A 13,821-nucleotide genomic window follows, 5' to 3' on the forward strand; every position below is an offset into this window, starting at 1 on the left:
GTTGGCTTGCCGTGATGGCGAGCTGGGAGGATGTCGCTGTGCCCAAGCCCTACCCCCGGGAGTTCCGCGACGATGTCGTGCGGGTCGCCCGTGACCGTGAGCCCGGCGTGACGGTCGAGCAGGTCGCGAAGGACTTCGGGGTCTATCCGATGACCTTGTTCAAGTGGCTGCGCCAAGCCGACACCGACGAGGGCGTCAAACCCGGTGTGAGCAGGAACGACTCGGCCGAGCTGCGCGAGGCGCGCAAGCGGATCAAGCTGCTCGAGCAGGAGAACGAGGTCCTGCGGCGGGCGACCGCGTACTTGTCGCAGGCGAACCTGCCGGGAAAAGGCTCTACCCGCTCGTGAGCGAGTTCGCCGCGGACGGGATTCCCGTCGCGGTGACGTGCCGGGTCCTGAACATCGCTCGACAGCCGTACTACCGTGGCGTGCCCGACCGGTCGCCGATGCCGAACTGGTCAAGGCGTATCGGGCGAACGCGTTGTTCGACGCCCACCGCGACGATCCGGAGTTCGGATACCGGTTCCTGGCCGACAAGGCGCGCGACGTCGGCCTGTCGATGGCGGATCGGACCGCGTGGCGGATCTGCTCGTCCATGGGCTGGTGGAGCGCGTTCGGCAGGAACGCGGCCGCAACGGCGCGAAGGCCGGTCCGCCGGTCCACGACGACCTGGTCCACCGCGATTTCACCGCCACCGCACCGAACCGGCTGTGGCTGGCCGACATCACCGAACACCGCACCACCGAAGGAAAGCTGTATCTGTGCGCGGTCAAGGACGTCTGCTCCAACCGGATCGTGGGCTACTCCATCGCCTCCCGGATGAAGTCCCGCCTCGCCGTCACCGCGCTCACCAACGCCATCGCCCGACGCGGTGACGTCGCCGGCTGCGTGGTGCACACCGACCGCGGATCGCAATTTCGATCAAGGAAATTCGTCCGTGTCCTCGCTCGCCACGGGCTGGCAGGCTCGATGGGCAGGGTGGGCGCGGCGGGTGACAACGCCGCCATGGAGAGCTTCTTCGCGTTGCTGCAGAACAACGTTCTCGACCGGCGCGCCTGGCACACCCGCGACGAGCTCCGGACCGCGATCGTCACCTGGATCGAACACACCTACCACCGCCGCCGACGCCAAGCCCGCCTCGGCCGGTTGACCCCCATCGAATACGAAGCAATCATGACCACGTCAGCCAGCCAGGCTGCGTGACTACAACTGTCACCTACTCGTGCAGCAGACCCGACTTTTCGAGCGGCACAGGCCTACTTCACTCGGCGGGAGGCCGCACGGAAAAGGATCAGCCCATCGCTGACACCTCGCTGCGTGGCCCACCTATCGGCCTGGATCACCGGACACCGCCGCTGCGTCCGCGACTACGAACGACTACCTCACCACCACGAGGCCGTGGTCCGCTGGTGCATGATCCGCATCACCAGTCACCGACTCATCCAACACCAGTAGCTCGAAAACGGCTACTTGGAGCCTAGTTTGTCGAGTTGCCGCTGCACCTGAGCGGCATCGCCATTTCGACCTTGCCGGCCATACATGCGCAAAGATTCTGACCAGGCAGTATGGGCTCCACGGACCTCGCCAATAGCGATATAAGACTGACCGAGCCTGTTCAAAACATCGGCGCTAGGGCGACTGTGGCCAAGTCTTCGATATAGCGACAGAGCTTGTTGGTACAGATTCACGGAATCGCGATAGTTACCTGTTTGATAACAGATTCCCGCAAGACTGCTCAGGGCGTCTGCCTCCCCATCGCTGCGATCGAATTTTCGGTACAAGGCGAGCGCGGCTTCGCAATGTTGGCGGGCCGAATCATACAGTCCAAGTTGTGCAGAATTCACACCAACGCTGTCGAGTGCACTTGCTTCCCAGACAGGATTACCTAGTGTGCGATATATGCTCAGCGCAGAGGTAGCGTGTTCTAGTGCGCGCCTAGCATTACCGTGTTTTCCTACCACCATTGCGAGAGCCCGGTGAGCACGAGCTTCGTTGGCATGATCGCCAATTGAGCGAGCAAGACCAAGGGCTTGAGCGATGTACTCGATCGCGATGACATATTGCCCTTCCTGCGCAATGGCGTGCCCTAAATTATGGTAAGCGCGAATTCGCGCAGGAGCGTGTCGGGATTTTTCGGCTGCCGTGAGCCCTGCTTGCCAGACATCCAGGTGATCCTGTCGATGTCCTCGGCGAATATGGAACGTATGCAAGGTCCATGCTAATTGCCATACTGGCTGGTGCCAGTTGCGGACAACGCACACATGCTGTGACGCCAGAAGGCACATGTGCTCAACGTCGAACCAGGTCATGGCGGCGGTATAGTCCAGTATTGCAGCCGGACGACAACCGGACGAAAGCGGGCGAATTGTGATCGGCGGCCGATGTGGATCCAGTAACCTTTCGCCGAGGTATGCGGTTAGTAGATAGAAGTCGACCAGTCGCTGCAGTGAGACGTCTACTAATTTCTCGTCCAAGTGATGGGTGGTGTTGCTTGCGTAGCTGCGCACTAGATCATGCATCGAGTACCGACCATTCGACCCTCTATGTAACAATGAAGCATCTTCGAGCGCGCGCAGCACTTTGTGACACAGTGTCAGCGGCATATCCAGTAGGTTCGCTGCGGCGGACAGGGAGATCGACGGGCCAGGCGCGATGCCAAGGAGTCCAAATGCAATCTGCTGATTATGGGGCAATTCACTGTATGACCAAGAAAGTATAGCAGGCAAGCTAACTGTCGGATCATCGTCCTCAAGTGCTGCGAGTCCAAAATCGCGTAGTTCGATTGCGAAATCCGCAAGCGGGACATGTGGTCGTGCTACTGCTCGGCCTGCGATGACACTAAGTGCGATGGGAAGGCCTTTACATAGTTTGATCAACCCCGCAACAGCTTCAACGTCCTCCGCGATGCGATCCGTTCCCAACCGTAGAGCAAGCAAAGCGTGCGCATCGCTATCATCTAGCGTGTCAAGGGGTACATGGTGTGCGCCATGTCGTGAGATTATTGCGTTTAGTACTCGACGGCTGGTCACCACAGTCACGCAAGAATCTCCGCCGGGAAGTAGGGGGTCCACCTGGGCAGAACTCACCGCATTGTCCAGAATAATGAGCATTCGTCTTTTCGCAACAATACTGCGATACAGCGCCACTTGGGAATGAAGCTCAACGGGTATGCAATTAGGATCAACGTTGAGTGCCGCAAGGAATCCTTTTATTGCCACGGAAGGACTCATGGGCTCGCCATCTGGACTGAATCCACGAAGGTCGACAAATAGTTGTCCATCCGGGAAAGCGTCAATGTGCTCATGTGCCCATCGTATCGCTAGCCAGGTCTTGCCAATCCCGCCAGATCCTCCAATGGCTGAGATCAGGACTGATGAGCCGGAGGCTGCCCGGTCGAGTGCTGCTAATTTTGCGGCGCGACCGACGAATTGGCTCGACACTGCAGGGAGTTGCTGCGGAATAGGTGCGACAATGGTTGAAGTCTGCTCCAGGTGGATGCCCCCATAGATTTTTCCCGCCTGCAGAATAGTTCCAGCTTGATAGGCATTGACTTGGTTGAGCACTGGTGCTTCAAGGTAGTCTTGAGGGTCTGCACTTCTTGGTTTCTCGGACGATGTTGGCATAGAGGTGCCTCCGTCAACCACAAGCGTCATGTGCCCGGTCATTATCCATCAATTCTTGGTGACGGAAAGGTCAGCCGACCAGATTCACCCGTTGGGCAGTCACTTGCTCGCAAATCTGCGGGTAGCTCTTCATCAACGTTGTACTTGCCGAGACTCCCGTGCGTGCAGGTCGAGTCGCGGGTTGCTCCACACCCTGCCGCTACCATGGCGACACGGACGAGCGGCCGGAGGGCACTGGTCGGCCAGTGCTCATCGAGCCGGACAGTGCGTCGCCGGTATCGCTCGATCACACCCGGTACCTGCTCCGGGAACGTCCGGCGCACGTACCTGGTGACAGGGCACGCATCCGACGTTGTGTCTGCCGATAACTCCATCCATGCAGGTTGAAGCCGTGCGTAGCTTGAAGGGCCAAGGTGCTTGTGGGTGCGGCCACAGGTCCACAGCGCCAGCCGCTGACGCGGCATGATGAGCGGCTGTGCTGCTCCGACTGGCCTACCTCGGTGTGACCAACGCGTTCACCCTGCTGCGCCTGCTGCTCCTGAGCGACCGGGACAAGGACACGGAAATCCTGGCGCTACGGCACCAGATCACCCTCCTGGAACGCCAACTCGGTGACGCCCGTCCACGGTTCTCCCCAGCGATCGGGCATTCCTCGCGGCACTGCTGCACCGACTCCCGGCCGATGCGCTTCGTCGGCTCCGACTACTGGTCCGTCCAGAAACAGTGCTTCGGTGGCACCGCGACCTCCTCGCACGCCGCCATGCAGCCAGATCCCGTCCCAGGCGGCCTGGCCGTCCACGGACCGTCCGCTCGATCCGGCTCCTGGTGCTGCGCCTGGCACGGGAGAATCCCACCTGGGGCTACCGCCGCATCCACGGCGAACTCCTCGTGCTCGGCGTCAAGGTCGCAGCATCCACCGTCTGGCAAATCCTCAAGGATACAGGGATCGACCCTGCTCCCGAGCGCACCTCGACGACCTGGCCGGCCTTCCTCCGCTCCCAGGCCGAGGCGCTACTGGCCTGCGACTTCTTCGAGACCTCCACGTTGAGCGGCACCCGCCAGTACGTACTCGCGGTCATCGAGCACACCAGCCGCCGAATCAGAGTCCTCGGCACCACCGCACACCCCACCGCATCCTGGGTCACCCAAGCCGCCAGGAACCTCGTCATGGACCTCGAAGACTCGGGCAAACACGCGCGGTTCGTGATCCGCGACCGGGACGGGAAGTGCCCAGCACTGTTCGACGCCGTCCTCGCCGACGCGGGCATCCGGGTCGTCCTCAGCGGCGTCCGCATCCCGCGCATGAACGCGATCATGGAACGCTGGATTCAAAGCTGCCGCCGGGAACTTCTCGACCGAACGCTGATCTGGAACCAACAGCACCTGCTGCACGCCCTGCGCGAGTACGAGCACTTCTACAACACCCACCGACCCCACCAAGGCATCGACAACGCCCGACCGCTACAACCACTGCCACAACCAGCGGCCGACCAAGCAGCCGTCACCCAGCTCGACATCCGCAGACGGCACCGACTGGGCGGCATCCTCAACGAATACCACTACGCAGCCTGACCTGCACGGACGACATTTTCGGCAAGCACAGGGTCGATCCCGTCACCAAGAACCGCCCTTCCAAGTCGGAGTCCTTCGCCACGTCGGACGAAGCCGACGCCTGGATCGAGATGATCAAAGGTGCCGCTGCCCGTGGCGTCGATCCCTCGGCCGCGACGATGCCTCTGGTGGACTACGGCAACGACAACATGACGTTGGCCATGCGCGGCCTGGAAGCTAAGACGATGGACCCCTACCTTGCGGGCTGGCGCAAGCGGGTCGTGCCGACGCTCGGTCACCTGCCCGTGCGCATGATCACCAACGGCGTGGTGGACAGGGCAGTGCACGGCTGGATCGCCGACGAGTGCGGCCGGTCGGTGGTCAAGAACAGTATCGCCGTCCTGGTGCGAATCATGGAACAGGCGTTGCGTGACGGGATCATCGACCGGAACCCGGCACGGATCACCGGCTGGCAGCGCGAGTACCTGCGGGCGGAGGATGAGCTGGACGATCCCCGGTCGCTGGCGCTGCCGGACTGGCAGACGCTCACCCGGCTCGCCGACGCTCTGGTCGAGCGGTCGCACGAGAACTACTCGGGCTGGGGCGACGTGGTGATCTTCGCCGCGTGCACGGCGGCCAGGATCGGTGAAGTGTCCGGCTGCCGCGTCGGTGATATCGACACCACCGATTGGACGTGGCGGATTCGACGTCAGACCACGACCGCACCCGGCGGTTTGGTGGACAAGGGCACCAAAGGCAAGCGTGCCCGGACGGTGCCGTTGATCGAAGAGGTTCGGCCGCTCGTCCAACGGCGGATCGACAAGGTCAACGGCAGGCCCGACGCGCGGCTGTTCACCGGGCCACGTGGCGGGCGCATCTCGACGGCGGTACTGCGGGACGCGACCCACTGGGACGAGGTCGTGACCAAGCTCGGCTACGAGTACTTGCGGCGGCACGACCTCAGACATACCGGACTCACTTGGCTGGCCGATGCTGGGGTGCCCGTGCACCATCTTCAGCGCATCGCCGGTCATGGTTCGTTGGCCACTACTCAGCGCTACCTGCACCTGGGATCGAAGTCGGTCACCGAAGCAGGAAGATTGCTGACGCGTTACCTAGCCCTTTAAGGCTCTTTATCGACCGCAGCAACCACATACCCTTCCACTTGGACCTAGGTCTACTTCAAGATAACGGTTCGAGAACTTCTCAAGTGCGTCTTTAGTCTCCGTGCCGTTGATGTACCTGTTAACCCTTTCCACAAACTCGGCCTGCTGAGAGCTATTCAAACTGATGAATCCGCGAATAACGCGAGCGGTGGCGGCATCCATGGTAGCCCTTACTTCTTAGATCGACTCTTCCTGTCAAAAGATCCACAGACCGAACAGGCCGTGGACTCCATACTATACGGCTGCACACCGCATGCCACGCATGTCTGCCCCAGTTCGCGGAGGCCTGCACGCATGCCCAGGCGCGTCTCATGCGGCTTGATACCACGGCGCAAGTCCTGTTCGCGGCGTGCCTTGTCCTCCGCCTTTAGTATTTCGTAACGAAGCTGCAACTCGACTGCCGAGTTCGGCGGGCTCTCCGCCAATTCCTTGAACTTAGCGTACAGGTTACGATTCTCGACCATGGACTCAATTGCATAGGCATAGGATTCGACCCATGTCGCCGCCAATGACCATAGTGAAAAAACAGCTTGCAGTACAGCGATTGCGGCACCAATAGTGACCGCTACAGGCAGAGCGCCAAAACCGATACCAAATCCGCCGACAAGGCCACCGATCACCACCGGAACGACGAGCCCCATGAACCCTAGGACACGAAGAAAAGTCGCCAGTCGCTGAGAGCGCTTTTCGAAGACGAAAGACGTGCCGAACGCCTCACGGGCCCGCTTCCAGCAATCCTGGATGGTGACGTCGTCTCCGCCACGAGGCACCGCGTCCCTGTCCACGCCCGATCAGCCCTTCATACAGTGGCCACCCAGCAAGGTTCCGGGTGCACCTGGACACGGACCGGTGGTCCCCGCGTGGTCCCCAGCCCCCGCTAACGCAAGGCCTCTTCACATCTCATCTGCCTACAGAAGAAGCCCGCTGACCTGGGCAGATCCCAGATCAGCGGGCTTCTTCAGACCGTCGGGACGACAGGATTTGAACCTGCGACCCCTTGACCCCCAGTCAAGTGCGCTACCAAGCTGCGCCACGTCCCGGCCGCATCCCGTTGTGGGGTGCGCGCATAGCTTAGCGCACCCCACAACGGCCCCCGACGCGACCCCCCTCATCGGCCGATCAAGCGGTCTACCTGGGGAGATGGTGGAGGCCCGTCGGCAAGACGGGCCTCCGCGCTCCCCCTCGGCCATCAACCGTTCCCCCCGGATCGACGCCCGCTCACTATGCGTTCGCGCGGTTTCGTGCACTACCGCCAAAAGTTGAGTCATCTGTGTCAACTTTCGACGGACCCGAGGGTAGGTTCACGTCCAGGACGAAGCTCCCGTCCGCACCCTTCCTGGTGGTCAGGCCGCCGCCCGCTTGGATCACGCGTTCCGTCAGGCCGTGCAGCCCCTGGCCGCCTCGGTCCGGTGACGGGAACCCCGCAGTCGGGCTCGGGCCGTTGGAGATCGTCACGTGCAGCCGCCCGTCTTGCCGGGACAGTCGCACGTGGACCTCGGCCCCCGGGGCGTGCTTGGTCACGTTGGTCAGCGCTTCCTGCACCACCCGGTAGACCGCGCGGCCGGTGGAGGGTGGGGGTGGGGGGCCGCTTCGGTCTTCGTAGTGCACCGCCATCCCGGCTGATGCTGCTCGGTCGATCAGGGCTTGGACGCCTTCGAAGCCCGGAGTGGGCTCGGTGTTGAGCAGGCCGAGGGCGGCGCGCATCTCGGCCAGGGCCTCCTTCGCCGACGCACGGAGGCGCAACGCGGTCTCGCGGGTCTTGGCATCATCGGTGGTGGTGGCCAGGGCTGCCGACTCCACAGCGATGAGCGTGGCGTGGTGGCCGACGGCGTCGTGGATCTCGCGGGCGATCCTGGCCCGTTCCGACGCACGGGCGCCGGCTTCGCGGGCTTCCAGTTCCGCGGTCCGCGCCCGGGAGGCTTCGGCCAGGCTCGCGGTCAGGTGGTGTCTGGTGGTGACCAGGGCGCCCAGGGCCGTCGGCGCGCCTGCCATGAACAGGGCGAAGGTGACCGTGAGGAGGGCCGGTCCCGGTGGCAGGCGTTGGGTGGTGACCACCAGGGCGGACGGGAGGACGGTGGCCGCGGCCACCCAGGCGATCATCACCGGCACGGTGGACTTGCGGCCGATCCGGTACAGCGCCACCACGGCGGGCGGCCAGCCCAGACCTCCGACGAGGCCCGGCAGGCACGCCAGGGCCGCGACCCACGGCCGCCGGCGGCGCACGGGGAGCACTAGGCACGCGGCCAGGGCGGTGGGGAGGGACCACGCGTACGGGACGTGGTCGGCGAGCAGGACCATCGCGGCGGGCGCCGCGACGACCAGGAGTTCGAGGAGGATCACCACGTGCCCACCCGGTGGGCGACCAGGGCGGCCTGGACCCGGTTCTCGACCCCGAGCTTGGTCAGCACGGTGGAGACGTAGCTCTTGACCGTCGCCTCGCTCAGGCCGAGCGACGCGGCGCTGGCGCTGTTCGGTTGGCCGTTCGCCAGCAGCCCGAGCACCTGGCGCTCCCGGGCGCTCAGTCCGTCGATTTGGGCGTCCTGCCGGAGGGTGGCGGTCCGCAGCTTGGGCAGCAGGCGGGCGGTGATCCGGGGGTCGAGCACCGCTCCCCCGGCTGCCAGGTCGAGCACGGCGCGGACCAGGGCGTCCGGTTCGGCGTCCTTGAGCAGGAAGCCCTGCGCGCCGAGCTCCAACGCCCTGGCCACGTAGTCGTCCAGGTCGAACGTGGTCAGCACGGCGAGCGCGGGCGGGTCGGGCCAGGCCAGCAGCGCCTTCAACGCCGCCAGCCCGTCCATCCCCGGCATCTGCACGTCCACCAGCGCCACGTCCGGCCGGCACCGGCGGACGACGTCGAGCAGGCCGGCGCCGTCCGCGGCTTCCGCCACGACCTCGACCCGCCCGTCCGCTTCGAGCAGCACCCTCAGCCCCTGGCGGAGCAGCGCTTCGTCGTCAGCGAGGACCAATCGCACCGGCACGGTGCCAGGCAACCCCATTCGGCCTGCCGGAGCAACCGGATCACTTCTTCGGGCGCTTCTCCCGCACCCGCACCGAGATCCGCACCGGGCTGCCCTGGAAGCCGAACTCCTCGCGCAGCTTCCGCTCGATGAACCGCCGGTAGCCCGCCTCCAGGAAGCCGGTCGTGAACAGCACGAACGTCGGCGGCCGGGTGGCGGCCTGGGTCGCGAACAGCACCTTCGGCTGCTTGCCGCTGCGCACCGGCGGCGGGGTGGCGGCGATCAGGTCGGTCAGCCACGAGTTGAGCCTGCCGGTCGGCACCCGGGTGTCCCACGAGTTCAACGCGGTCCGCAGCGCGGGCGCGAGCTTGCGCACGGCGCGCCCGGTCAGCGCCGAGATGTTCACCTTCTCCGCCCACGGCACCCGGACCAGCCCGCGTTCCAGCTCGCGCACCATCGCGTTGCGCCGGTCCTCGTCCACCAGGTCCCACTTGTTGAACGCCAGCACGCACGCCCGGCCGGACTCCACGACCATGGTCAGCACCCGCAGGTCCTGCTCGCTGATCGGCTCGGACGCGTCCAGCAGCACGATCGCGACCTCGGCGGACTCGATCGCGGCCTTGGTGCGCAGCGACGCGTAGTACTCGGCGCCGGACGCGAAGTTCACCCGCTTGCGCAGGCCGGCGGTGTCCACGAACCGCCACAGCTCCTCGTCCAGCTCGACCAGCGAGTCGACCGGGTCGACGGTGGTGCCGGCGACGTCGTGCACGACCGACCGGTTCTCCCCGGTCAGCCGGTTGAGCAGGGACGACTTGCCGACGTTCGGCCGGCCGACGAGGGCGACCCGGCGCGGGCCGCCGCGGACGGCCTCGTAGGTCTCGCGGGGCGTCTCGGGCAGCGCCTTCAGGATCGCGTCGAGCATGTCGCCGGAGCCGCGGCCGTGCAGGCCGGACACCGGGATGGGCTCGCCGAGGCCGAGCGACCACAGGGAGGCGACCTCGGCCATCAGCCGCTCGTCGTCCACCTTGTTGGCCACCACCAGCACGGGCCGCTTGGACCGGCGCAGCAGCTTCACGGCGGCCTCGTCGGTGGTGGTCGCGCCGACGGTGGCGTCGACCACGAACAGGATCGCGTCGGCGGTGGCCATGGCCAGCTCGGCCTGGGCGGCGACGGAGGCCATCATGCCGGTGGCGTCGGGCTCCCAGCCGCCGGTGTCGACCACGGTGAACTTGCGGCCGTTCCACAGCGCGTCGTAGGCGACCCGGTCGCGGGTCACGCCCGGCACGTCCTGCACGACCGCCTCGCGGCGGCCGATGATGCGGTTGACCAGCGTCGACTTGCCCACGTTCGGCCGGCCGACCACGGCCAGCACCGGCATCGGCGGCGCGCCGGCCTCCTCGCCCTCCACCGCCTCGTCGAACGCGGTCCAGTCGGACTCGTCCGCCCAGGTGCCGTCCAAGTCCGTCATCGTGCTTCTCCTCGCTGGCTGTCGAGCTCGGCCACCAGCGTGGCCAAGCGGTCGCGGACCTGCTCGGTGGCCTTCACGAGCGCCTGGCGACCCTTGTCGTCCGACAGCTCGAACGGCTCACCCACGAGCACGTCCACCACGGGCCGGAACCGCCGTCGGGTCCCGGCCGGGCGCAGGGTGCCGCGGCACGCGACGGGCACGACGAGGGCGCCGGTCGAGCGGGCCAACCAGGCCGCGCCCTTCTGCGCCTCGGCCACGTCGCCCGCGCCGCGGGTGCCCTCGGGGAACACGCCGACCACGCCGCCCGCCCGCAGCACCTGCTGCGCCGCGAGCAGCGGTCCGCGGTCGGGTTCGCCGCGCCGCACGGCCAGTTGGCCGATCCTGCGCAGCAGCGTGCCCGCCACGCCCTTGAACATCTCCTGCTTGATCAGGAAGACCACGCGCCGGGACAGCCGGCCGAACAGTATCGGCCCGTCCGCCATCGAGCTGTGGTTGGCCACGACGACCACGGGGCCGGTCGACGGCATCCGCGAGGCGCCGTGCACCCGGACCCGGAACGGCACGCGGAAGGGCACGCGCGAGATCCACCGGCCGACGTCGTGCAACCAGGGCGTCGAGCCCTCGGGGAGCTGGTCGGTCACCCGCGCACCCGTCCGCTCGGCTGGGCCAGCAGTCCCTTGGCGTCCACCAGTTCCAGCAGCGCGGCCAGCGTGCCGGCCAGGTCGAGCGACGTCGTGTCGAGCACGACCGCGTCGTCCGCGGCGCGCAGCGGCGACGCCGCGCGGGTGGAGTCGTAGGTGTCCCGGCGCCGCACGTCGGCGAGCGTGGCGTCCAGCGTGGCCGCCCGGCCGGACGCGCTGTCCTGCTTGGCGCGGCGCTGGGCGCGGGCCTCGGCGTCGGCGGTCAGGTAGACCTTCAGCGGCGCGTCGGGCGCGACGGCGGTGCCGATGTCCCGGCCCTCCACCACGATGCCGCCCACCTCGTCCAGCGCCGCCGCGATGATCCGGCGCTGCTCGGCGACCAGCAGCTCGCGCACCGCGGGCACGGCCGACACCGGCGACACGGCCAGCGTCACCTCGGGGCCGCGGATCTCCGCGCCGACGTCGTCGCCGTCGAGGGTCGTGGTCGAGCGGTCCGGGTTCGTGCCCTGCACGAGCCGCGCCGCGGCCGCGACCCCGGCCACCGCGGCCTGGTCGGCGGGGTCGGCGCCGGCGCGCAGCACGGCCAGCGTGACCGCGCGGTACATCGCGCCGGTGTCCAGGTAGCGGGCGCCCAGCGCCGCCGCGAGCCGGCGCGCCGCGGAGGACTTGCCGGTGCCGGACGGCCCGTCGAGGGCCACCACGCCACGCAGCTCACCGTGTACCACGGGGTTTTCCTCCTCAACGCGACGACGGTCGTCAACCGCCAATTGTGCCCGGTGTGGCGCGTCACACCCGCATCAGGCCACTTACAGGTCGGCCAGCAGCAGGCCACTGCGCGGCTTGGGGGTGAAGTAGGTGCTCTTGCGCGGCATCCGACCGCCCGCCGCGTGCACGGCCAGCACCTCGTCCAGCGGCACGGGCGCGATCAGCAGGACGACGTCCGCCTCGCCCGCGCCGGGCGGCTCACCGGTCACCGGCCGCACGTGCGGGCTCTCCGGGTCCAGCCCCAGCGCCTCGGCCAGCAGCACGGCCTCGACGAACGCGTGGTCCACGCCCGTCGACGGCAGGTCGACGCGCACCGCGTACGACCCGGCCACCGCGATCACCACGCCGGGTGACGGTCGTGACGCCGCGTCGACCGGCGTGACGGCGAGCCCGAGCGCCCGCCACGCGGAGGCCATGTCGGCCAGCGACAGCCCGGCGCCGGCCACGGCCCGGTGGATCGGCCCGACCCGGACGTCCGGACCGGCCGTGACCAGGGCGAGCAACCCCGGTAACCCGGCCGACGCGGCCACCCGGTGGTTGCCGTCGGCCACCATCAGCGGGTGCTCGCCGGCGGCGGCCAGCAGGGCGTCCTGGCGCTCCCCGGGACCGACCAGCCACAACCAGTGCCGCCGTCCGCCGGGGTCGACCACGGACACCGCGGGCTCGTCGTCCACCTCGGCCACCAGCCGGGTCAGCCGGACCTCACCGCGGGCCACCGGCACGAGCATCGCGGCGCTGGTGACGCAGCCGAGGCCGGACAGCACGCGCGCCCGTTCGGCGACCACGTCCGGGTAGACGTCCTCGGTGTGGCCGGCCACCGCCGGGTCGACCATGCACAGCAGCCCGTGCGCGGTGCCGTCCGGGCCGTCCACCCGGTACGGCGCGACCACGTCGCGCACCTCGCGGTACGCGGTGCGGCGCAGGTGGGCCAGCTCGGCGGCGGCGTGCGGGAGGGCGTCGAGCAGGCTCGACCCGGCGGCCAGCGCGGCGGGCGTGCGGTGCGGGTGCTGCACGGCGAGCAGCGTGCCCGGGCGGGCGCGGGCCAGGGCGGCGACGACCCGCTCCGGCTCGGCGAACTCGTCGACGTCCGGTCCCGGCACCCGGTCGCGCACGACCCATCCACGGTCGATCGACCGAACACGTCCCGTCACTCGACTAGCATCACATGGTGTGAACGTCGAGGTGACGCCGCTTCCGGGGATCGGCACCCGTCAGGACTTCATGATCCGCGCGGGCCGTCGGATCGGGGTGATAACCCACCGTGACGGCAAGTTCGAGCTGATCGTGTCACACCGGGACGACCCGGACGGGTGCGCGGCGTCGATAGCGCTCACGGCCGCGGAGGCGAGCACCCTGGCCGGGCTGCTCGGCTCGCCGCAGCTGGTGGCGCACCTCCAGGAGCAGCACCGCGAGGTCGCGGGCATCTCGACCAAGCAGTTCCCGATCGTGCCCGGCTCCCGGTTCGACGGCAGCCCGCTGGCCGAGACCGAGCTGCGCACCCGCACCGGCGCGTCCATCGTGGCCGTCGTGCGCTCGGGCTCGGTGCACCCGTCGCCGCGCCCCGACTTCGGGTTCGAGGGCGGCGACCTGGTCGTCGTCGTGGGCACCGCCGACGGCCTCAACGCCGCCGGCGAGCTGCTGGGCGGTGGCTGAG

At 67.3% G+C, this 13,821-nt stretch carries 13 protein-coding genes and 1 tRNA gene; 5 read left to right on the forward strand and 9 right to left on the reverse strand.

Annotated features, from left to right (window positions below):
• Nucleotides 1-38: 38 nt before the first annotated feature.
• Nucleotides 39-347 carry a transposase gene (locus tag AB0F89_RS35015; RefSeq protein ID WP_367130397.1) on the forward strand — a complete coding sequence of 103 codons (309 nt, stop codon included), beginning with the start codon at nucleotides 39-41 and terminating at the stop codon, nucleotides 345-347.
• Between the two features lie 228 nt (nucleotides 348-575).
• Nucleotides 576-1,202 (forward strand): IS3 family transposase, encoded by a 627-nt coding sequence (locus tag AB0F89_RS35020; protein ID WP_367130398.1) that lies wholly within the window; start codon nucleotides 576-578, stop codon nucleotides 1,200-1,202.
• Nucleotides 1,203-1,465: 263 nt separating this feature from the next.
• Here AB0F89_RS35020 and AB0F89_RS35025 read toward each other — a convergent pair whose 3' ends face one another.
• A complete protein-coding gene (locus tag AB0F89_RS35025; RefSeq protein ID WP_367130400.1) occupies nucleotides 1,466-3,652 on the reverse strand; it encodes a tetratricopeptide repeat protein in 2,187 nt (728 codons plus the stop codon).
• Between the two features lie 795 nt (nucleotides 3,653-4,447).
• On the opposite strand from AB0F89_RS35025, the gene AB0F89_RS35030 reads away from it, so the two are divergent.
• Nucleotides 4,448-5,194, forward strand: coding sequence for an integrase core domain-containing protein (locus tag AB0F89_RS35030; protein ID WP_367130401.1), 747 nt, complete (start codon nucleotides 4,448-4,450; stop codon nucleotides 5,192-5,194).
• 167 nt (nucleotides 5,195-5,361) lie between these two features.
• Complete coding sequence (locus AB0F89_RS35035) at nucleotides 5,362-6,300, forward strand: tyrosine-type recombinase/integrase (RefSeq protein ID WP_367130403.1); 939 nt, start codon at nucleotides 5,362-5,364, stop codon at nucleotides 6,298-6,300.
• Between the two features lie 209 nt (nucleotides 6,301-6,509).
• Here the strand turns inward: AB0F89_RS35035 and AB0F89_RS35040 are convergent, their stop codons facing one another.
• The 8 genes from AB0F89_RS35040 to AB0F89_RS35075 form a co-directional block, all read right to left on the reverse strand.
• Nucleotides 6,510-7,124: a mobilome CxxCx(11)CxxC protein gene (locus AB0F89_RS35040; protein WP_367130405.1), complete on the reverse strand. Its 615-nt coding sequence runs from the start codon at nucleotides 7,122-7,124 to the stop codon at nucleotides 6,510-6,512.
• A gap of 181 nt (nucleotides 7,125-7,305) precedes the next feature.
• Nucleotides 7,306-7,379: transfer RNA gene (locus AB0F89_RS35045), tRNA-Pro, on the reverse strand.
• Nucleotides 7,380-7,560: 181 nt separating this feature from the next.
• Nucleotides 7,561-8,682 (reverse strand): sensor histidine kinase, encoded by a 1,122-nt coding sequence (locus AB0F89_RS35050; RefSeq protein WP_367130407.1) that lies wholly within the window; start codon nucleotides 8,680-8,682, stop codon nucleotides 7,561-7,563.
• Nucleotides 8,676-9,332: a response regulator gene (locus tag AB0F89_RS35055; protein ID WP_367130409.1), complete on the reverse strand. Its 657-nt coding sequence runs from the start codon at nucleotides 9,330-9,332 to the stop codon at nucleotides 8,676-8,678. The genes AB0F89_RS35050 and AB0F89_RS35055 overlap by 7 nt, the downstream gene beginning before the upstream one ends.
• A gap of 22 nt (nucleotides 9,333-9,354) precedes the next feature.
• Complete coding sequence (gene der, locus AB0F89_RS35060; RefSeq protein WP_367130411.1) at nucleotides 9,355-10,761, reverse strand: ribosome biogenesis GTPase Der; 1,407 nt, start codon at nucleotides 10,759-10,761, stop codon at nucleotides 9,355-9,357.
• Nucleotides 10,758-11,402 (reverse strand): lysophospholipid acyltransferase family protein, encoded by a 645-nt coding sequence (locus AB0F89_RS35065; RefSeq protein WP_367130413.1) that lies wholly within the window; start codon nucleotides 11,400-11,402, stop codon nucleotides 10,758-10,760. The genes der and AB0F89_RS35065 overlap by 4 nt, the downstream gene beginning before the upstream one ends.
• Complete coding sequence (cmk, locus tag AB0F89_RS35070) at nucleotides 11,399-12,127, reverse strand: (d)CMP kinase (protein WP_367130415.1); 729 nt, start codon at nucleotides 12,125-12,127, stop codon at nucleotides 11,399-11,401. Before cmk ends, AB0F89_RS35065 begins: the two co-directional genes overlap by 4 nt.
• An 81-nt stretch (nucleotides 12,128-12,208) precedes the next feature.
• A complete protein-coding gene (locus AB0F89_RS35075) occupies nucleotides 12,209-13,318 on the reverse strand; it encodes a DUF1015 family protein (protein WP_367130417.1) in 1,110 nt (369 codons plus the stop codon).
• A gap of 19 nt (nucleotides 13,319-13,337) precedes the next feature.
• Here AB0F89_RS35075 and AB0F89_RS35080 point away from each other — a divergent pair, with 19 nt between their 5' ends.
• Nucleotides 13,338-13,820 (forward strand): cation:proton antiporter regulatory subunit, encoded by a 483-nt coding sequence (locus AB0F89_RS35080; RefSeq protein WP_367130419.1) that lies wholly within the window; start codon nucleotides 13,338-13,340, stop codon nucleotides 13,818-13,820.
• Nucleotide 13,821 lies beyond the last annotated feature (1 nt).

It is taken from the genome of Saccharothrix sp. HUAS TT1, from assembly GCF_040744945.1.
Taxonomy (GTDB): Bacteria; Actinomycetota; Actinomycetes; order Mycobacteriales; family Pseudonocardiaceae; genus Actinosynnema.

Excerpts from the sequence above, each read along its gene's own strand:
- AB0F89_RS35025 (WP_367130400.1), bottom strand. The coding sequence starts at position 3,652 with ATGACGCTTGTGGTTGACGGAGGCACCTCTATGCCAACATCGTCCGAG.
- AB0F89_RS35055 (WP_367130409.1), bottom strand. The coding sequence starts at position 9,332 with ATGGGGTTGCCTGGCACCGTGCCGGTGCGATTGGTCCTCGCTGACGAC.
- der (WP_367130411.1), bottom strand. The coding sequence starts at position 10,761 with ATGACGGACTTGGACGGCACCTGGGCGGACGAGTCCGACTGGACCGCG.